This is a genomic window from Mesorhizobium sp. 2RAF45 (assembly GCF_052115225.1).
GTDB classification, from domain to species: Bacteria; Pseudomonadota; Alphaproteobacteria; order Rhizobiales; family Rhizobiaceae; genus Mesorhizobium; species Mesorhizobium jarvisii.
The window spans coordinates 310,655-328,343 of record NZ_JBFRGG010000004.1 but is presented as its reverse complement, the minus strand read 5'-3'; the positions used below and the strand labels follow the sequence as shown (position 1 = coordinate 328,343).

19 protein-coding genes and 2 tRNA genes are annotated in these 17,689 nt (G+C 63.3%); 14 read left to right on the top strand and 7 right to left on the bottom strand.

What is annotated here, in order from left to right; all coding sequences use genetic code 11:
- Nucleotides 1-224 precede the first annotated feature (224 nt).
- The 6 genes from AB4Z43_RS14580 to AB4Z43_RS14555 all read left to right on the top strand — a co-directional run bounded on the left by AB4Z43_RS14580 (nt 225) and on the right by AB4Z43_RS14555 (nt 5,481).
- Nucleotides 225-1,664, top strand: a complete 1,440-nt coding sequence (locus AB4Z43_RS14580; RefSeq protein ID WP_202360129.1) for an FAD-binding oxidoreductase — start codon at nt 225-227, stop codon at nt 1,662-1,664.
- Nucleotides 1,661-2,404 carry a FadR/GntR family transcriptional regulator gene (locus tag AB4Z43_RS14575; RefSeq protein ID WP_441938050.1) on the top strand — a complete coding sequence of 248 codons (744 nt, stop codon included), beginning with the start codon at nt 1,661-1,663 and terminating at the stop codon, nt 2,402-2,404. The genes AB4Z43_RS14580 and AB4Z43_RS14575 overlap by 4 nt, the downstream gene beginning before the upstream one ends.
- Nucleotides 2,401-2,844: a VOC family protein gene (locus AB4Z43_RS14570; RefSeq protein ID WP_441938048.1), complete on the top strand. Its 444-nt coding sequence runs from the start codon at nt 2,401-2,403 to the stop codon at nt 2,842-2,844. Before AB4Z43_RS14575 ends, AB4Z43_RS14570 begins: the two co-directional genes overlap by 4 nt.
- A gap of 83 nt (nt 2,845-2,927) precedes the next feature.
- Nucleotides 2,928-3,956, top strand: coding sequence for an ABC transporter substrate-binding protein (locus AB4Z43_RS14565; RefSeq protein WP_441938228.1), 1,029 nt, complete (start codon nt 2,928-2,930; stop codon nt 3,954-3,956).
- Nucleotides 3,956-4,729, top strand: a complete 774-nt coding sequence (locus tag AB4Z43_RS14560; protein ID WP_069091972.1) for an ABC transporter ATP-binding protein — start codon at nt 3,956-3,958, stop codon at nt 4,727-4,729. The genes AB4Z43_RS14565 and AB4Z43_RS14560 overlap by 1 nt, the downstream gene beginning before the upstream one ends.
- A complete protein-coding gene (locus AB4Z43_RS14555; protein WP_441938046.1) occupies nt 4,726-5,481 on the top strand; it encodes an ABC transporter permease in 756 nt (251 codons plus the stop codon). Before AB4Z43_RS14560 ends, AB4Z43_RS14555 begins: the two co-directional genes overlap by 4 nt.
- Nucleotides 5,482-5,537: 56 nt before the next feature.
- On the opposite strand, the gene AB4Z43_RS14550 is transcribed toward AB4Z43_RS14555, so the two are convergent.
- Together AB4Z43_RS14550 and AB4Z43_RS14545 are read right to left on the bottom strand one after the other, a co-directional pair.
- On the bottom strand, nt 5,538-6,776 hold the full coding sequence (locus AB4Z43_RS14550; RefSeq protein WP_441938044.1) for a M20 metallopeptidase family protein: 1,239 nt from the start codon (nt 6,774-6,776) through the stop codon (nt 5,538-5,540).
- On the bottom strand, nt 6,763-7,941 hold the full coding sequence (locus AB4Z43_RS14545) for a M24 family metallopeptidase (RefSeq protein WP_441938042.1): 1,179 nt from the start codon (nt 7,939-7,941) through the stop codon (nt 6,763-6,765). Before AB4Z43_RS14545 ends, AB4Z43_RS14550 begins: the two co-directional genes overlap by 14 nt.
- Before the next feature lie 214 nt (nt 7,942-8,155).
- Here AB4Z43_RS14545 and AB4Z43_RS14540 point away from each other — a divergent pair, with 214 nt between their 5' ends.
- The 5 genes from AB4Z43_RS14540 (at nt 8,156) to AB4Z43_RS14520 (ending at nt 13,060) form a co-directional block, all read left to right on the top strand.
- Complete coding sequence (locus tag AB4Z43_RS14540) at nt 8,156-9,322, top strand: ROK family transcriptional regulator (protein WP_064982717.1); 1,167 nt, start codon at nt 8,156-8,158, stop codon at nt 9,320-9,322.
- Complete coding sequence (locus AB4Z43_RS14535; protein ID WP_019857729.1) at nt 9,319-10,083, top strand: ATP-binding cassette domain-containing protein; 765 nt, start codon at nt 9,319-9,321, stop codon at nt 10,081-10,083. Before AB4Z43_RS14540 ends, AB4Z43_RS14535 begins: the two co-directional genes overlap by 4 nt.
- 40 nt (nt 10,084-10,123) lie before the next feature.
- Nucleotides 10,124-11,164 carry a sugar ABC transporter substrate-binding protein gene (locus AB4Z43_RS14530; protein ID WP_441938039.1) on the top strand — a complete coding sequence of 347 codons (1,041 nt, stop codon included), beginning with the start codon at nt 10,124-10,126 and terminating at the stop codon, nt 11,162-11,164.
- 116 nt (nt 11,165-11,280) lie between these two features.
- Nucleotides 11,281-12,276: an ABC transporter permease gene (locus tag AB4Z43_RS14525; protein WP_019857727.1), complete on the top strand. Its 996-nt coding sequence runs from the start codon at nt 11,281-11,283 to the stop codon at nt 12,274-12,276.
- A 13-nt stretch (nt 12,277-12,289) separates the two neighbouring features.
- A complete protein-coding gene (locus tag AB4Z43_RS14520) occupies nt 12,290-13,060 on the top strand; it encodes an SDR family NAD(P)-dependent oxidoreductase (protein ID WP_441938037.1) in 771 nt (256 codons plus the stop codon).
- Nucleotides 13,061-13,285: 225 nt separating this feature from the next.
- On the opposite strand, the gene AB4Z43_RS14515 is transcribed toward AB4Z43_RS14520, so the two are convergent.
- Nucleotides 13,286-13,918, bottom strand: a complete 633-nt coding sequence (locus AB4Z43_RS14515) for an inorganic diphosphatase (RefSeq protein ID WP_441938035.1) — start codon at nt 13,916-13,918, stop codon at nt 13,286-13,288.
- A gap of 32 nt (nt 13,919-13,950) precedes the next feature.
- Between AB4Z43_RS14515 and AB4Z43_RS14510 the strand changes: the two genes are divergently transcribed.
- Nucleotides 13,951-14,160, top strand: a complete 210-nt coding sequence (locus AB4Z43_RS14510) for a hypothetical protein (RefSeq protein WP_019857723.1) — start codon at nt 13,951-13,953, stop codon at nt 14,158-14,160.
- 147 nt (nt 14,161-14,307) lie between these two features.
- Here the strand turns inward: AB4Z43_RS14510 and AB4Z43_RS14505 are convergent, their stop codons facing one another.
- Nucleotides 14,308-14,511 (bottom strand): hypothetical protein, encoded by a 204-nt coding sequence (locus tag AB4Z43_RS14505; protein ID WP_064982716.1) that lies wholly within the window; start codon nt 14,509-14,511, stop codon nt 14,308-14,310.
- Nucleotides 14,512-14,817: 306 nt separating this feature from the next.
- Nucleotides 14,818-14,893, bottom strand: a tRNA-Val gene (locus AB4Z43_RS14500).
- A 217-nt stretch (nt 14,894-15,110) separates the two neighbouring features.
- Here AB4Z43_RS14500 and AB4Z43_RS14495 point away from each other — a divergent pair.
- Together AB4Z43_RS14495 and AB4Z43_RS14490 are read left to right on the top strand one after the other, a co-directional pair.
- Nucleotides 15,111-15,187 (top strand) — tRNA-Asp (locus tag AB4Z43_RS14495).
- Between the two features lie 437 nt (nt 15,188-15,624).
- On the top strand, nt 15,625-16,095 hold the full coding sequence (locus AB4Z43_RS14490; protein ID WP_019857681.1) for a hypothetical protein: 471 nt from the start codon (nt 15,625-15,627) through the stop codon (nt 16,093-16,095).
- 184 nt (nt 16,096-16,279) lie between these two features.
- Here AB4Z43_RS14490 and rbsK read toward each other — a convergent pair whose 3' ends face one another.
- Together rbsK and AB4Z43_RS14480 are read right to left on the bottom strand one after the other, a co-directional pair.
- Nucleotides 16,280-17,209: a ribokinase gene (rbsK, locus tag AB4Z43_RS14485; RefSeq protein ID WP_019857680.1), complete on the bottom strand. Its 930-nt coding sequence runs from the start codon at nt 17,207-17,209 to the stop codon at nt 16,280-16,282.
- A 4-nt stretch (nt 17,210-17,213) separates the two neighbouring features.
- Nucleotides 17,214-17,666: an RbsD/FucU family protein gene (locus AB4Z43_RS14480; RefSeq protein WP_019857679.1), complete on the bottom strand. Its 453-nt coding sequence runs from the start codon at nt 17,664-17,666 to the stop codon at nt 17,214-17,216.
- Nucleotides 17,667-17,689 lie beyond the last annotated feature (23 nt).

Here is a 17,689-nt window from a genome sequence, read left to right as displayed (position 1 = left end):
TACCTCTCGAATAGACCTTCCCGCTTCGATTTCGAGGTGAGTGATCGCCATCCGTGCGGCTTTCGGCCGCCTGTTTCGCCTCTTTTGCCTCCCAGCAGACGTATCATCCCCACGCGCCGGCAAGGCGACTAGTCCACGGCCTTCGGCCCTGTCGGTGTTGACACAATTCAAGTTGTAGGATGATATGTATAACCATATACCACAACATCAACGCCGACCCGACAATGACCATCCACGGCATCTCGCCTGACGTTCTCACCGCCCTGGAGCATGTGCTGGGGCAGAGCGGCGTGGCTGCCGATGCGGCCGACATGGCGAAATACCTCGTGGACTGGTCTGGCGATCATCATGGCGGCGCGCTTGCCGTGCTGAAGCCCGCGTCGGTCGCCGAGGTTCAGGCCGCGGTCCGGCTGTGCGGCACGCTGGGGCTGGCGATGATCCCGCAAGGCGGGAACACCGGACTTGTGGCAGGTGCGATCGACATCGGCACAGCCCGAGGCGCGGTGGTGATCAGCCTGGAGCGGCTGAACAGGATCCGCCTTGTCGATGCCGACAATTTCATCCTACAGGCCGATGCCGGCTGCATCCTGCAGCACATCAAGAACGCCGCCGACGAGCAGGACTGCCTGTTTCCGCTGTCGCTCGGCGCGCAAGGCAGCTGCCAGATCGGCGGCAACGCCGCCAGCAATGCCGGCGGCGTCAACGTCTTGCGCTACGGTATGGCCCGCGACCTCATCGTCGGCCTGGAAGCTGTGCTGCCGGACGGCGCGTTGTGGAACGGCTTTTCTGGCCTGCGCAAGGACAATCGCGGCTATGACCTGAAGCAGCTCTTCATCGGCGCCGAGGGCACGCTGGGCATCATCACCGGTGTCGAGATGAAGCTCTTTCCAAAACCCGGCCGCGTCGAGACCGCCTATCTGGGGCTCCCCTCATTCGAAGCGGCGATATCGCTGTTCAGGCGCGCCCGACGCCAATGCTGCGACCTGATATCCGCCTTCGAGATCATCGGCGCGGAATGCATGGAGCTTGCGCGCCTCGCCGACCCGAACATCGTGGCACCGGTCACCACGCCGGTCCATGTGCTGATCGAATTGTCGTCGAGTGCCGCGATCGATTTGCGCGCCCTGCTGGTGGATTTCCTTGCCGGCACGATGGCAGAAGACCTCGTCACCGACGCCGTCCTGGCCGAGAGCGGCGCGCAGGCCAGAGCATTCTGGGCCATTCGCGAGGGGTTGGTCGAGGGCCAAGCCAAGCGCGGCTACCATGTGCGCACCGACCTCTCGGTGCGCATCTCCGACATCCCCACGCTCATCGCCCAGGCCCGCCAGTTTATCGAACTGCAGCATCCGGGCTGGATTTCCCAGGCCTACGGCCACGCGGGCGACGGCAACATCCATTTCAACGTCCTGCCGCCGCTCGACCTTGCCGAGCCCGCCGCCCGCGCCACGGGCGCCACCATCACCACTGGCCTATACGACATCGTCAACGCCCTCGGCGGCTCGATCAGCGCCGAGCATGGCATCGGACGCACCCGCCAGCGTGTCTATTGGGCGGGAATGTCAGCAGTCCAGCGTCGGCTCGTCAGCACACTCAAAGATGCGCTCGATCCGGGCGGGCTGATGAACCCCGGCTGCCTCTTTCCCGCGACGGAGACTTCTTCATGAAACAAAGACTGGCCGCCATCGGCACTGTCGAGGCGCTGCCGCACCGGGTCGCGGCGTTCCTCAGCCGCGAGATCGAGTCCGGCGATCTCAATCCGGGCAGCCTGCTGCCGACGGAGCAGCAACTTTCGGAGAAATTCGGCGTCAGCCGCAACGTCGTGCGCGAGGCGATCGCGCAGTTGCGCGCCGATGGCATGGTCGAGGCGCGACAAGGCATCGGCTCCTTCGTCCTGGCGCCGGAACAGCGCGCGGCAATCCGCATCGACCGCGAGACACTGAAGGAGGGGCAGAACATGGAGCGGCTGTTCGAGCTGCGCTGCATCCTCGAGGCGGAATCGGCGGCACTTGCGGCCGAACGGCGCGAGCAGGAGCATCTCGACGCGATCAAGGGCGCGCTCGACCGGATGAGCGGCGAGGAGCGCTGGGAAGACGGCAGCATCGACGCCGATCTGCTGTTTCATCGCGAAATCGCCCGCGCGACCGGCAACAGCTACATCCACACCTTCATTTCCTTCGTCTGCGAACAAATCCGCCGCTCGATCTATTACGCGCGGCAGACCAATCCCTTGCACGATCTGGTGGAGGTCAATGTCGGCGAGCATGTGCGCATCTACGAGGCGTTGGTCGCCGGCGATCCGGCAGCAGCCGAAGCCGCGATGCGCGCGCATATTATCGGCGCTGCCAACCGTGTCGGCGTCAAGCTGCATTCTGCCCGCGGCGAACGCACCGGCGGAGGGAAATGAGCATGGCTGTCGCAAGCATTACCCGCATTTCCGACGTCTGCCTTCTGGTCGAGGATATCGAGCGGACGGTGGCGTTCTATGTCCGCAAGCTCGGCTTTCGCTTGCGCCGCCGCGCCGAAGGTTTCGCCGACTTCCATGGCGAAGGCGTGACGCTGGCCGCCTGGGAAATCGACCACATCAGCCAGCATGCCGGCGTCTCCAAACTGCGGTCGCCGCGCCATGCGCACAAGGTCTGCGTCGCCGTCCAACTCGGCGCGCCCGACGAGATCGACCGACTGCATGCCGAGCTGACGGCAAAGGGCGTGCCGTTTTATGGCCCGCCCGAAAACTATGTCTGGAACGCGCGCTGCGCCTACTTCACCGACCCGGACGACACGCTTTGGGAACTCTACGCCTGGCTCGACGGCGGCCCCGGCGACTACCACGACGAACAGCCGTAGACCACCCGCGCCAAGGGAACGGCGCGCAATGAAGAGACGAGACAGTCTTGCAACAGGAGCGAAAAATGAATGGGAATCACGACATGAACCGCCGCGGCTTCATGAAATCCGGCCTGGCGGCCGTTGCCATGGCATCGGGCGGCATGCAGCTGGTGCTGACTCCGGGCGCGAAGGCCGCCGGCAAGGTCGTCATCCAGTATGACTGGCTGATGTCCAACGGACAGATCGGCGACATCGTCGCCGTCGCCAATGGCTACTTCAAGGATGCCGGGCTCGACGTGGAATTCAGCCCGGGCGGCCCGAACGCCTCGACCGTGCCGCCGGTGATATCGGGCGCGGCACAGCTTGGCCAATTCTCCGAAACGCCCCAGCTGTTTGCGGCGCGTGCCAGCGGCGTGCCGGTGAAGATCATCGCTTGCGGATTCCGCACCGGCCCCTACGCGCTCACCTCAAAGGCCTCGAATCCGATCAAGGGCGTGGCCGATCTCAAGGGCAAGAAGATCGGCATCCAGCCGACGGCGCGTTTCGTCATGGACGAGATCCTCGCCAAGAACGGCATGAGCGCATCCGACCTCACCGTCATCAATGTCGGCTTCGACAAGGGACCGCTGGTGCGCGGCGATGTCGACGCCATTGGCGGCTGGATCACCAACACGCAGGCGCTCAGCGTCGTCGGCGACGACCGCATCGATCTTCTGGTGCGCGATCTCGGCTTGAATTCCTATGCCGATGTCTATTTCGCCACAGACGCGGCGATCGAAAAGGATCCGGACACGCTGGCCAAGTTCATCGGCGCGGTCGCCAAGGGCTGGGGCTGGGTGCACGCCAACCCGCAGGAGGCGGTGAAGAAGATGGTCGCCGCCTATCCCGAAATGGACCTCGGCTGGGAAGAGAAGACAGTTAACCTCGTGCTGAGGCTCTCGTTCGACGGCGCGACGGCAAAGGACGGCTGGGGCACGTTCGACCCCGCCTCCATCGAAGAGCAGCTGGCGCTGCTCGACAAGGTCGGCCAGTACCCGAACGGGCGCCCCAAGGCCGCCGACGTCTACACCACCAGGATCCTCGAACTTTCGGCTGCCGACCGGCCGAAGCTCGACGCGCCCGCCGCCTGATGGCGAACGCGATCGAAGCCAGCCGGCTGGACGTCGGCTATGGCGGCCGCCAGACGGCCGTCAAGGTGCTCTCCGGCCTCGACCTCAGCGTCGAGGCCGGCTCCTTCCTGTCGATCCTCGGACCGTCCGGCTGCGGCAAGTCGACCTTGCTCAGAGTGGTCGCCGACCTGCTCGACCCGCTCGGCGGCACGATCAGCGTGCTCGGCGACACGCCGCATGCGGTGCGCTCGCGCCGCGATGTCGGCTTTGTCTTCCAGGACTCGACGCTGCTGCCCTGGCGCACGGTGCGCGACAATGTGCGCCTGCCGCTTGGCGTCGGGCAAGGCAGCCTGACGCGCAAGATCGAGGATCGCAGCGAAGAATTGTTAGAGCTGATGGGGCTTGCGGGCTTTGGCGAACGCCTGCCGCACCAGCTGTCCGGCGGCCAGCGCCAGCGTGTGGCGATCGCCAGGGCGCTGCTTGGCCAGCCGAAGCTGCTGCTCATGGACGAACCGTTCGGGGCGCTGGACGAAATCACCCGCGACCGGCTCAACGACGAGCTTCTCAACCTGTGGCGGCGCACGGGAACGACGATCCTGTTCGTCACCCATTCGATCGCCGAAGCCGCCTATCTCGGCGAGCGTGTCATTGTCCTCGCCGCCAATCCGGGGCGGCTGGTCAAGGATCTGGACATGCGGCCGCTCAAGCAGGACGGCAACCGTTGTAAGCGCGAAGACCCGGCAATCGTCGCCGCCATGGCGGAGCTGCGGGCCGCGCTGGAGCAGGCATCATGAGGCCGGCGCCGCTGTCGCCGCAATTGGCGATAGCCCTGCCCGTTCTTGGCGCTGCGTCGCTGCTGCTCGCCTGGCAGTATCTGCTGCCGCTTCTCGGCGTCCCGGCCTATATCGTGCCGACGCCGACAGCCATATCGGGCGTCTTCCAGAAAAATTTCGCGCTGCTCATGGACAATTTGAGGCCGACGCTGATCGAGGCGCTGGCCGGCTTTGTCATCGGCAATCTGGCCGCCGTGCTGCTGGCGGTCCTGTTCGTGCACAACCGCATCCTGCAGGCCACCTATTTTCCGATCGTGCTGTTTTTCAACACCATTCCGATCCTGGCACTGTCGCCGATCATCATCCTGATCTTCGGGCTCGGCATGACGCCGAAGATCGTTATCGCCGCGGTGATCTGCTTCTTCCCGACGCTGGTGAACATGATCCGCGGCCTGGATTCGGCCAGCGACAATGAGCACGAACTGTTCCGGGTGCTGTCGGCGACACGTTCGGAGATTTTCTGGAGCCTGCGCCTGCCCCGCGCACTGCCGACGCTGTTCTCCTCGCTCAGGATCGCCTCCGCGACGGCGGTGATCGGGGCCATCGTCGGCGAATGGATCGGCTCGGACAAGGGCCTAGGCGCGCTGATTATCCAGGCGAGCTTCAATTACCAGTCGGACCGACTTTACGCGGCGATCGTGCTGTCATCTTGCCTGTCGATCGTGCTGTTCTGTGCCGTGGTGCTGGTCGAACGCCGGGTCATCAAATACTGAGCAGGCATCTAACCGGTTCGTGCAGGCTTGCACGAGCCGACTTTGGACCGCTTTGATCAGTCGGTATTTTCCGGCTGCGCCGACAGAAATCCGGTCGCCGCCGCAACCAGGGTGGCCGCGCCAACCTTCAAGGCAGCTTCGTCGACGCGAAATTTGGGATGGTGAAGCGGAAAGACCGATCCGACCGCCTCGTTGCGGATGCCGAGCCGGAAATAGACCGAAGGACGCCTCTCGCTGTAATAGCCAAAATCGTCGGCAATGGTCCATCCGGGCGTATCGAGAACATTGTCGGCGCCGATGCAGGCCTTGCCGCTGGCGGCAATCAGCTCGGCCATCTCGCCGTCATTGACCACACCCGGCTCGCCCTTGTGGATGGTGAGCTCCACATCGGCCCCGTGGCTCGCCGCCATGCCCTCCAGGATTTCGCCAACGCGCCGCCAGGCCCGCTCGCGGGTGGCGTCGCTGCCGCTGCGGATGGTGCCCTTCAAGGCGACCTTGCCGGCGACGACATTGTAGGCGCTGCCGCCATTGATGCCGGTGACGGAAATGACCAGCGGATCGTAAGGGTCGATCTCGCGCGAGACGATCTTCTGCAATTCGCCGACCATGGAACAGGCCACGGCGATAGCATCGATACCCTCATAGGGCTTTGCCGCATGTGCCGCCTCGCCGATTACGACGGCGTCGAACGTATCGCATGCCAGCGTGTAGGGACCCGAACGGACCGCGATCTTGCCGGATGGCGTATACGGATCGATGTGAAGGCAGATCGCGGCGTCGACATCGTCGAGCAGCCCCTCCTCCACCACGCGTTTGCCGCCCGAGGGCGAATCCTCTTCTGCCGGCTGGAAGATCAGGCGGACGGTGCCACCAAAATCGGCTCTTGATCTATGCAGATGCGCGGCAACTGCGAAGCCCATCGATGCGTGGGCGTCGTGGCCGCAGGCATGCATCACGCCGGGATTGGCCGACGCATAGTCGACGCCGGACTCTTCTTCGATCGGCAAGGCATCGATGTCGGCGCGAATGGCAATCTTCCGGTTCGACGGCTTGCCGGTGCCGACTATGTCGACCGCGAGGCCAAAGCCCGCGACATCGCGAATGTCTGATATCCCCTCGCCGGCCAGCATCTGCCTGAGATAACGCTGCGTGTTGGCTTCGTGGTTCGACAGTTCCGGATTGCGGTGCAGATGCCGGCGGATCTCAATCATCTGGTCGAGAATTCCGGCATCGATAGCGACCGTGCCGGAACTTTCAGCACTGGCTGCCACGACGACGCCCTCAGGATTTGACATGGATCTCTCGCGGGAACTTCGTCAGCGTTTCTTGGCCGGTTTCGGTCACCAAAATGGTCTCGCTGACCTCGATGCCCCAACCGTCCATCCACATGCCGAGGATGGAGTGGACGACATTGCCGGGTTGAAGCACCGTCTTGTCGCCGGGTCTCAGGCTGATCGTGTGTTCGCCCCAATCCGGCGGATAGGCGACACCTATGGAATAGCCGATGCGCGATTCCTTCTTCAGCCCGTAACGCTGGATGACCTTGCGCCATGCAGCCTCGACCGCCTCGGCAGTCGTTCCCGGCCTCACTGCATCGAGCACCGCGTCCATGCCTTCGATCACCGCCTTTGCCGTGTCCGCAACCCGCGTCGGCGTCTTGCCGAGCTGCATCGTTCTTGCAAGCCCGGCGGCATAGCGGCGGCAGACACCGGCGAGCTCCAGTGCAATCGTCTCGTTGTCTCCAAACCGCCGGTCACTCCACATTATATGCGGGGCAGAAGCGTTCTCGCCGCCGAGGATGGTCGGCGGAAGGGCGGTGATATCGCCGGCAAAGTCCGGGCTGCCGGCGATCTGCGCCGCCTGAATGGAGCCAATGGCGTCGCATTCGCGCACGCCTGGCGCGATCACCTCGAAGGCCCGCACGACGGCCGCTTCGGCCAGGGTCGACGCCTTGCGCAGATAGGCGATTTCGGGCGCCGATTTGACCGCGCGGATCCAGTTCACCAGCAGATCTGCGTCATGCCATTTCGCATTGGGGAGTCCGGCGACGAGCCGGGCATGGCCTTTCGGCGAGAAATAATAGGCTTCCAGCTCGATGCCGACATGCCTGTTTCCCCATCCCTTGGCGACGATCCAGCTCGCGATCCAGTCCATGGGGTGGCGATCGGCGCGTTGAACGTGATCCTCCGGGAAGCCAACGACATTCTCGGGCTTCATCCAAGCCGTGAGCAGCCCGCCGGCCGCATCCATGGCGCGGCCGATCCAGACCGGCTCGACCTCCTCCAACGGAACCAGCACCACCTGCGGCGTGTAGAATGACCAGCCATCATAGCCGGTGATGTAGTGCTGGTTGGCAACGTCGTTGACGACAAGGAGTTCGAGACCGCGCTTCGCCATCTCGGCGCGGATCTTGCGAAGCCGCTGCTGGTACTCGTCGCGGGCAAACGGCAGTTCAATCATTTTTGCTCCATGCATTTTTCGACGGTTGCGAACCTCGCCACCATTGAGGCGGTTTCGCTATGGCGGCAATCGGCCAAGGGCGGCAGGTGAACAGGTCCTAAGCCGGTGCGGCTTGCGGCTCTCTTGGGCGGAATGTTGCTCTCGTTTATTTTTGAATTCCATTTGACTGAATAAATCTTTGGTGCGAACCTTACGTCAGTCGAGGACGCAAGGCATGGCATTGCGGGGGACCAATCAGGAGTTCGGGCGGCCGTACAACCGGCGCATCGTGCTTGAGTCTATCCGCCTGCATGGGCCGATCGCCCGCGGCGAGATCGCCAGCCGTGTCGGGCTTACCGTCCAGACCGTATCGACCATCGTTCGCGAACTGGAAGAACAGGGCTACATCCTCTCACTGCGCGTGGAGCCCAAGGGGCGCGGCCTGCCGCCGGCGACGCTGCGCATCAATCCCGAGGGAGGCTATGCCGTCGGTATTCACATCACCCCGTTCGGCATCGATGCCGCCCTGATCAATCTGAGCGGCGACGTGATCGAGAGCACCTACCGCGAGGCCCCGAACGCGACGCCCGACCATGCCTTCGAGCTGATCGGTGCGATGGTGATTGAATTGACCGGATTGCGGGCCGGCGGTCGGGTGCTTGGGGTCGGCCTGGCCCTGCCCGGGCCGTTCGGCGTCGAATCCATGAGTTTCGTCGGCCCGACCACCATGACTGGCTGGCAGGATGTGGCGCTGCGCGAGCGACTGGCGGCCTCGACCGGACTGCCTGCCTTCTTCGAAACCGACATGGCGGCCGCCGCCATGGGCGAGCGGCTCTACGGCCTCGGCGCCCAATTCTCCGACTATTACTACCTCTATTTCGGCGTCGGCCTTGGCGGCGTCATGGTTCATGACGGCATCGTGCAGCGCGGCGCCTGGGGGAATGCCGGCGAGGTCGGACACATCCCTGTCGTTCCTGCCGGCGAGGCCTGTCCCTGCGGGAACCGGGGTTGCCTCGAAAGATACCTCTCGCTCGAGGCGCTTCGGCGCTGGAACGGCACAGAGCCCGACTGGATCGCGGAAGTCGCGCCGATCTTTCACAATGCCGTCGCCGTCATCGAGAACCTGTTCGACCCCGAAACGGTCATCCTCGGCGGGCTGGCGTCCACCGACCTGCTGGAACGGCTGGCCGGTTCGACCGGCGGCCTGCACAACTCCGTCTCGGCGCGCAAGGACCGCATCGCGCCCCGGCTGATGGTCGCGCGCGGCGGGCAACATTCCGTTCTGCGCGGCGCCGCTGCCCTCGCGGTTTCCGGGGTGCTGTCGCCGCGCTTCGGCCAGATGTTCGCCGCCGAGCGCGAACGCGGCCGCGATCTTCTGACCGCCAAGGAGGTTGCGGCATGAGCGAACCGCTGCTGGTGCTCGACAACGTCACCAAGAACTATGGCGCGATCGAAGCGCTGAAGGGGATCAGCTTTTCCATCGGCAAGGGCGAGGTCGTGGCGTTGCTGGGCGACAACGGTGCCGGCAAATCCACGCTGGTCAAGATCATATCAGGCGGACTGGAGCCGACCTCGGGCCGCATGCTCTTCGAAGGCAAGGAGTTCCTGGCGAGGTCGCCGGCCGAGGCCAAGGCGGCGGGCATCGAAACCGTCTACCAGGACCTGTCGCTCTGCACCAATGTCGACGTGGTGGCGAATTTCTTCATGGGCCGTGAGATCACCAGGAAGGTGCTCGGCATTCCCGTGCTCGACGAGCGCGCCATGGAAGCCGTCGTCTCCAAGGCGCTGGCCAGCGCCGGTACCCGCATTCCGTCGCTGCGCACCAATGTCGAGCATCTCTCGGGCGGCCAGCGGCAAGCCATCGAGCTCAACCGCTTCGTGCACTGGGGCGGCAAGCTGGTGCTGCTCGACGAGCCGTTCGCGGCGCTGGGCGTCGAGCAGACGCGGCGCGGTCTCGACATGATCCGCCAGGTGGCGAGCCAGGGCATCGGCGTCGTCATCATCACCCACATCATGCAGCAGGCCTTTCAGGTCGCCGACCGGATCGTAGTGATCCGGCAAGGCGTCGTGGCCGGCGATGTGGCGCGCAACAAAACAAGTCCCGATGCGGTGATCAACATGATCACCGGGGAGACGCTTGCCGGTGCCGGACCGGCGGGCTGAGGGACAAAAGAGGGGTCCGGCTTAACAGGGAGCCAACGACATGAAGCGAATACTTCTTGCTGTCTTCGGCATCCTGGCACTGGCCTTTGCCACGCTCACGCCGGCATTCGCCCAGTCCAAGGGTGTCGTCTACTATCTTGTGCCGACACTGCTCGATGAATTCCAGACCGGCTCGGTGACCGCGCTGGAGCTGTTCCTCAAGCAGGCCGGTTATGAGTTCAAGTCACTGAACGCCGACAACAAGACCGATGCCCAGCAATCGCAGATGAACGACGTCATTGCACTAAAGCCGGCGGCCATTATCCTCGCGGCTGTCGACTTCAACGCGCTGAAACCGTCCATCGAGGCCGCCCGTGCCGCCGGTATCCCGGTGGTCGAGTTCGACCGCCAGATCACTTCGACACCATCCGACTTCACGTCAGTCGCCGGAACGGTCGAAATCGGCCATGTCGCCGCCGACCAGGCCGAAAAAATGTTGAAGACCAAAAACGGCTCGGTGAAGGGCAAGGTGCTGCAGGTGCTCGGCGATCCAGGCGATCCCTACACGCTCGACATCCAGAAAGGCTTCGAAGAGAAGATGAAGGCGTTTCCGGACGTCAAGATCATCTCGCTTCCGGCCATGCAGTGGGAAGCCAGCAACGCCGGCACCATCGTCGCCGACCAGATGCTGGCCAACCCCGACATCGACCTGATCTTCAGCCATGCCGCGCACCTCTCGGTGGCCGCCGTCGCCTCGCTCGAGGCCGCCGGCAAGAAGCCGGGCGACGTCATGCTGATGAGCTCGAACGGCGCGCCGGTCGGCCTCGACCTGATCCGCAAGGGCTGGCTCAACGTCGAAGTCGAGCAGCCGCTCTACGCGCAGGCCGCCGCCGTCGCCATGTTCATGGACAAGGTGGTCAAGAAGCAAGAGATCAAGCCCGGCGAATATGACGTGATCGGCCTGAAATCGACCGTGACCAAGGAAGCCTGGGGACCGAACATCAAGATCCCCGGCGCCGCCATCACCAAGGAAAATGTCGACAACCCGGCTTTCTGGGGCAACCAGAAGCCGCCGACGGACGCCATTAAACCCGTCGAGTAGTCACTGTCGTACGGAGCGCTCCGGGCCATCGCGGCCCGGAGCCAATCCTTCGCAAATCGCGCCATTCGGAAGATCGAATTGATTCTTTCGGGCCATGCACTAGTCGGATCAGCCCCATGAACCCCCGCACCCGCCATGCCCTGGAGCTCATCCTCGACAACCTCGTCTGGTTCATGCTGGTCTTCGTGCTGGTGGTCTTTTCCATCTTCATCCCGAACTATTTCCAGCTCGGAATCTTCGCCAACATCATCGAGGCTTCGAGCGTGCTCGGCGTCATGTCGATCGGCCTGGCGCTGGTCATCATCGCCGGCCACATGGATTTGTCGGTCGAATCCGTCGCCGCACTCAGCGCCATGGCGGTCGGCATCCTGTTCTGCTCATCCGGAATCGGGCTTGGCGTCCAACTGCATCCGGAATGGCTGATGGTTCCGGTGTCGCTGCTGCTGGCGCTGGCCGTGGGCGGCCTGATCGGAGCCTTCAACGGGTTTCTGGTCGTCAAGGTGAAGATGAGCGCGTTCATCATCACGCTGGCCTCCTACATCTGGGTGCGCGGCCTGGTGCTGGTGATTTCGGGCGGCCGCTCGGCGCAGGATCTTGCACCGGCGATCCGCTGGTTCGGCATCCAGCGGCTGATCGGCCTGCCGCTCACCGCCTGGATCGCCATTGCCTGTTTCGTCGTCTTCTCACTGATCATGGCCAAGACACCGTTTGGCAGGCACCTGGTGATGATCGGCGGTAACGAGACGGCGACCTTCCGCGCCGGCATCCGGGTGAACCGCAACCTCATCATCGCCTTCGTGCTTGCCGGCGCTATCGCCGGCCTTGCCGGCTGGCTGCTGGCGATCCGCACCTCGGGCGCCACCGCAAATCTCGGCGTTGGCCTGCTGTTCAACGCCTTTGCCGCGGTCGTCATCGGCGGCGTCAGCCTGAAGGGTGGCGTCGGCACCCTGCCTGGCGTCTATGCCGGCGTGCTGCTGCTCTCGGCCATCAACACGGCGATCAATCTGATGGGGCTGCCGGCCAATTTCACCCAGGTCATCCACGGCCTGCTGGTGCTGGCGGCTGTGCTGCTCGACGCCTTCAAGCAAACCATTCGCCAGAGACTGGCATGACAGGACCGCTCGCATGACCGGACGATTGAAAGACAAGGTGGCGCTGATCATCGGCAGCGCGCGCGGCATCGGCAAGGGCATCGCGCTGCGCTTTGCCGAAGAAGGCGCACGGCTCGTGCTGGCCGACAGCGAGGCCGAGGCCGGGCAAGCGACCGCCAGCGAGCTCGGTGTCCCCTTCATCGGCACCGACATTTCGCAAATGCGCGACGCCGAGGCCGCGGTGACACTGGCGCTGAACCATTACGGCCACCTCGACATCATCGTGCAGAATGCCGGGATCTATCCCTGGCAATTGATCGAGAACACCAGCACCGACGACTGGGATCGCGTCATGGCCGTCAATCTGCGCGGCACCTTCAATGCCACTCGCGCAGCCTTGGTGCCGATGAAGGCGCAGCGCTCGGGACGAATGCTCTACACCTCCTCCATCACCGGACCGCATGTCACAAGCCCCGGCCACGGCCATTATTCGGCGACAAAGGCAGGCATCAACGGCTTCATCCGGGCAGCAGCCCTGGAATTCTCCGGCTACGGCATTACCGTCAACGGCGTCGAGCCCGGCAACATCCTGACCGAAGCCATCCAGGAGCATCGCGGCGCCGCTTATATCAAGAACATGGAGGATTCGATCCCGCTCGGCCGGCTCGGCAGTCCGCGCGATGTCGCCAATGCCTTCCTGTTCCTTGCCTCGGACGACGCAAGCTACATCACCGGCACGACCATTGTCGTCGATGGTGGGCAATTGCTGCCCGAGGGCAAGGATTTCCGGATGGTGCCACCTTGATCGCCCAGATCTTTCGGACGGCGCAGGAGCGATCCGCCCGGTAGAGGCGTCAGGAAGCTCGCACCCCCTATGGCCTGCAACCCCTGATGATGAAAAACCCGCCACGGGAGCGACCCGCGGCGGGCTTTTGGAGTGGCTACATCCCGGAGGAATCGACCGCTTGCAATTGTATTGTGAACCGCGTCACCGTGTTAGCCTATGGTGTGATCGCGGAAGACAAGGCCATCACTTGCGATTGCGCCGAAAAGCCCTCGCGCCCTTGCCGAGAGACCTGGCAGCCTCCTTGGCGTCCTGCCAGCCTTTCAGCTTGATCGTCTTGCCCGTGCCCAGCACGGAGGACAAAAAGAACTGCTCGATCTCCTGGCGCAAATCCTGCGGCAAATGGTCGGCAGTCACGGGCTTGTCCGGCGCATCCTCCTTGCGCGGGCAGAAAATATAACGATCGTTGCGGATGACCGCCCCATCAGGGTCCTTCTGCTTCACCCGCAATGCACCGAGCAGCTCGCATTTGATGACCACGCCAGGTGCTGTAGCGGCCTGGTGGATCACCATCCCGTCGAGCGGATCACCATCTTCCCCGACGGTGGAAGGTACGAACCCCCAATCATAAGGGTATGTGTTGCCGACCGGCAGCGGCCTTGAATATTGAAAGACGCCCGTCTTGGGGTCGTAGGCGAGCTTGGCGGCTGCTCCGCGCGGCGTTTCGACGACAACGCGAAACAGGTTCCGCGACTTGGCCGGGAGTTTCAGAAAGTTTGTCATGGCTCGTCCATCCAGCGCCCAGATCGCAGTAGCACGCGCGAACAGGCAAAAGGTTCCCGCGTGGCAACCAACGAACGGAACCCGGTGCCGATACAAATGTTCAACGTTGGAGCGAAGGGAGAGTGTGAATGGTCAAGGTTTCGCCGCATGCGCTCAAGGGTATCGGCTATGTGGTCTCGACGGTAAGCGTCATATTGCTGGCGGTGGTCAGCTGGAAAAATGCCTCGCAAGACCCGGTGCTTGCCGCATGCCTGTTCGGTGGCGCCACCACATCGATTGCGGGCATGTGCTGCCGCTGGACATCCTATGCTATCGAAAAGCGGCAGAACAAGCTGTAACGCGCCGGCCTTGTTCAATCGATCTTGCGCGCAGCGTTGACTGTGGGTTGTACGCCGCGCAAACAAGACCACTGAAATGGCTCGTGCAGGCGCGCCGATACGCAAACAGCATCCGGGCACAAGCTGCGTAGCCGAGCTTGGCCTCCCTCACTCCATAACGATACCAAGCACAGCCGCCTTCTTTGTGACGAGGGCTTTCAGATCCGCGTCAGAACGGTCCGTTCCGGTCCTTTGACGAAGCACTTCGATGAATTCGGCCATCGATAGAAAGGCAGGGCCGTCATGCTCCGTGAGCATCGTTTCGACCGCCTTGGCCACGTCGACGGTATCCGGTCCAACTGTCGTCTTCATCCGCCACCTCCGCGCAAGGTCGCCTTAGCGGTCAAGAAACTTCGAAGCCCTGCCAACGTTCCCATCGGCGAAATCGCAACCTGCGAAAAGCCTGCGGAGAATGGTCCGTCCGCATGATCGACGGTGACGAGGAACCAACCCGATCATTCTGTCTGGAGTCTTTCGCCCTCGCCTTCGCAGAGGGCCAGAGGATACGTGCGGGGCTTACCGACTTCAAACGGATCTAGGTTCAATCCTCGGAAGCATCAGGCGCCCATCGTCCTGCCTCCAGGAAGGGCCAAATCGCATCTTCAAGACGACGTGGAATGGTGGGCGATGACGGGCTCGAACCGCCGACATCTTCGGTGTAAACGAAGCGCTCTACCAACTGAGCTAATCGCCCGCTCCGGCGCGGACCTTTAAGCGGTCGGGACCGGCTTCGCAAGGCCAAATGAACAGGTGAAGCCCTGTCCGCAGGCCCGATTTGCGAACAAAACGCCGGCTGTCAAAAAACCTTCTCCAGTTTGTTGTTATGATGGTTTGGTGCGCTTGACACCCGGTGGCGAACCCCTTATCCAGCGCCCCAACGACGAACACGGCTGACACGTGCTCGTCAATGCGCGGGTGTAGCTCAGTTGGTTAGAGTGCCGGCCTGTCACGCCGGAGGTCGCGGGTTCGAGCCCCGTCACTCGCGCCATTTCCCTCAAGGATCGCAATCCTTGGCACAGGGAAATGCCGACATGAATTGTCAGAATCCACTTTCAGAAATGAAGGGCCAAGGCGCGGGCTTTTGCGCTCTATCGCCGGCTTTGTAGCCTTGCGGTCGATGATCATTCGCCGCGGCCGCGCGAATCGTGCGCGGCCGACTGTTTCGCCGCCGGCTTTAAAAATTCAGCCACGCCCGCGCGGCAATCTGGCAAACGCGAGGCCACTCCAATAGGCTGAAAAGCAGCTCCTGGAACGACTCGGGCTTGAGCCGCGTTTGACCTTGCGAATCCCACTTGCGGATTTGCCCACAAAGCGCTGGATTCATTTCGCAGGTAGCGGAGTTGCATTCGTAGGCTGCCTGAACGGCATGGAGGACTTATCGTGTCAAACGCACCAAACATTTCTATGCGCACATTATTCACGCTCATGTACCTGGGCGGCGCGACGACGGTCGCCACCGCCCTTTTCCCGGCGACCGCGTCGGCCGACCGATTGCAGCCATGCGCGCGCGAGGGCGGGCTCTGCCGTCTGCCGTATCCCGCCGAAGTGGTCTACGGCGCCCGGGGCCGCACGACCTCGCGCTATTTCGACCGAGACGCGGTGCCGTGTTCAAATCGCGTTTTTGGCGATCCGGCGCCGGGCATCCCAAAGTCGTGTTTCATCGTCATGCGCGGCCGGGACCAGTCGGATGACAATTACGACGAACCCCGCCGCGAGAGATGGGCAGCCTGTGCCGATGAAGGCGACTACTGCGATTTCTATGGCCGCAAGGTGGTCAGGTACGGGGCACGCGGCCAATTCACGCAGGACGTGTTCCGCAACGGCGTCCAATGCGACAATGATACGTTCGGCGATCCCGCTCCCGGTCGTGAAAAGCGCTGCTACGTCAGGCAATAGCTGATCGGGCTATCACTGGATGGACATCCAGGGCAGTTTGCCGTTTCATGGAAACAGCGAACTGCCCTAACACTCTGTTTTGGCGCAATTCCATTGGCGCAATTTCAAGGGGAAAGCGCTACGCACTTTTCATGGGATTGCGCTGGATTGGAACAGCCTGATGGCCCGGCTGCCCCCGCGTGCCTCAACCCTTCGCCAGCAGCGCCTCGACCTCTTGCAGCGTCGGCATCGACGGCGCGGTGCCGGGTCGCGTCACCGAGATGCCGGCGACGGCGCAGGCGAAGCGCACCGCCTGCAGCGGCTCCACGCCTCGCGACAGCGCCGCCGCGAAGCCGCCGTTGAAGGCGTCGCCCGCGCCGGTGGTTTCGACAACCGGCCCGGCGCTGATGGCTGCGACATGCTCGGAGCGTCCCTTCGAGTGCAGCAGCGCGCCCTTGTCGCCGAGTGTGACGATGACGGTCCCGACGCCCTTTTCGAGCAGCTTGCCGGCGGCGACCCGCGCCTCATCGACCGACGAGACCTTCAGTCCGGCCAATTCCTCCGTCTCGGTCTCGTTTGGCGTCAGATAGTCGCAGAGCGTGTAGATACGGTCGGGAAGCTTTGCCGCAGGGGCAGGGTTGAGGATGGTTGTCACCCCTGCCCCGCGCGCGATCTCCAGCGCCCGCATCGCGGCATCGATCGGCTGTTCGAGCTGGGTGACGAAGACGCCGGCGCCACGAATCAGTGCGGCATTGGCCTCGATATCGGCCGCCGAGATCAGCATGGCCGCACCCGGACTGACGATGATGGCGTTGTTGCCGCTGCCCTCCTCGACGAAGATGTAGGCGGCGCCCGTGTAGCTGTCCGGCGTGTCGATGACGGCGCTTTTCACGCCGGCATCCTGCCAGGTCCGCTTGGCCATGTCGGCGAAGGCGTCGACGCCAAGGCGGGTCAGGAAGGTGGTGTCGGCGCCGAGCTTGCCGGCGGCCACCGCCTGGTTCGACCCCTTGCCACCCGGGCCCAGCTTGAACGAATTGCCGAGGATCGTCTCGCCCATGCGCGGCTGGCGATCGGCGCGATAGGCGGTATCGGCGACGAAGACGCCCAATATGACGACAGGCTTTCCGGCTGCCATATCCCTACTCCGCATCCGGCGGTACGACGCCCTTGCGGAAGGCAAAGCAGCCGTAGAAACGGCGTTCGCCGGTCTGGATGACGCAATAGGCCTGCTTGGCGCGCTCGTAGAAGGCGTAGCGCTCGACCGGCAGCATCGGCCAGGACTTGCCTTCAGCCGCGTCGATTTCCTTTTGCACTTCCTTCTGCACGGGTGGGATCTCGTCCGGCTTGCCGACGATTTCCATGCGCGCGGCCGCGTCGTCGACGAACGTATCCAGCGGATAAAGCGATAGCACTGCCTTGACCACCTCGGCGGCCGGCGCATCGATGCGCAGCAGCCGGCCGAGCGCCGTCTGACGCGCCACCGAATCGGAGGGGAAGTTGGTGTCGGCGATGATCAGATCATCGCCATGGCCCATCGCCCGCAATGCCTGGAGCACGTCGGCATTGAGCAGCGGATTGATGCCTTTGAGCATGATAGTCCTCGTGATGTCCGTTG

Excerpts from the sequence above, each read along its gene's own strand:
- AB4Z43_RS14565 (WP_441938228.1), top strand. The coding sequence starts at position 2,928 with ATGAACCGCCGCGGCTTCATGAAATCCGGCCTGGCGGCCGTTGCCATG.
- AB4Z43_RS14550 (WP_441938044.1), bottom strand. The coding sequence starts at position 6,776 with ATGTCAAATCCTGAGGGCGTCGTCGTGGCAGCCAGTGCTGAAAGTTCC.
- AB4Z43_RS14525 (WP_019857727.1), top strand. The coding sequence starts at position 11,281 with ATGAACCCCCGCACCCGCCATGCCCTGGAGCTCATCCTCGACAACCTC.
- AB4Z43_RS14570 (WP_441938048.1), top strand. The coding sequence starts at position 2,401 with ATGAGCATGGCTGTCGCAAGCATTACCCGCATTTCCGACGTCTGCCTT.
- AB4Z43_RS14510 (WP_019857723.1), top strand. The coding sequence starts at position 13,951 with ATGGTCAAGGTTTCGCCGCATGCGCTCAAGGGTATCGGCTATGTGGTC.
- AB4Z43_RS14540 (WP_064982717.1), top strand. The coding sequence starts at position 8,156 with ATGGCATTGCGGGGGACCAATCAGGAGTTCGGGCGGCCGTACAACCGG.
- AB4Z43_RS14490 (WP_019857681.1), top strand. The coding sequence starts at position 15,625 with ATGTACCTGGGCGGCGCGACGACGGTCGCCACCGCCCTTTTCCCGGCG.
- AB4Z43_RS14575 (WP_441938050.1), top strand. The coding sequence starts at position 1,661 with ATGAAACAAAGACTGGCCGCCATCGGCACTGTCGAGGCGCTGCCGCAC.
- AB4Z43_RS14545 (WP_441938042.1), bottom strand. The coding sequence starts at position 7,941 with ATGATTGAACTGCCGTTTGCCCGCGACGAGTACCAGCAGCGGCTTCGC.
- AB4Z43_RS14530 (WP_441938039.1), top strand. The coding sequence starts at position 10,124 with ATGAAGCGAATACTTCTTGCTGTCTTCGGCATCCTGGCACTGGCCTTT.
- AB4Z43_RS14480 (WP_019857679.1), bottom strand. The coding sequence starts at position 17,666 with ATGCTCAAAGGCATCAATCCGCTGCTCAATGCCGACGTGCTCCAGGCA.
- AB4Z43_RS14520 (WP_441938037.1), top strand. The coding sequence starts at position 12,290 with ATGACCGGACGATTGAAAGACAAGGTGGCGCTGATCATCGGCAGCGCG.
- AB4Z43_RS14580 (WP_202360129.1), top strand. The coding sequence starts at position 225 with ATGACCATCCACGGCATCTCGCCTGACGTTCTCACCGCCCTGGAGCAT.
- AB4Z43_RS14560 (WP_069091972.1), top strand. The coding sequence starts at position 3,956 with ATGGCGAACGCGATCGAAGCCAGCCGGCTGGACGTCGGCTATGGCGGC.
- AB4Z43_RS14505 (WP_064982716.1), bottom strand. The coding sequence starts at position 14,511 with ATGAAGACGACAGTTGGACCGGATACCGTCGACGTGGCCAAGGCGGTC.
- AB4Z43_RS14555 (WP_441938046.1), top strand. The coding sequence starts at position 4,726 with ATGAGGCCGGCGCCGCTGTCGCCGCAATTGGCGATAGCCCTGCCCGTT.
- AB4Z43_RS14535 (WP_019857729.1), top strand. The coding sequence starts at position 9,319 with ATGAGCGAACCGCTGCTGGTGCTCGACAACGTCACCAAGAACTATGGC.
- rbsK (WP_019857680.1), bottom strand. The coding sequence starts at position 17,209 with ATGGCAGCCGGAAAGCCTGTCGTCATATTGGGCGTCTTCGTCGCCGAT.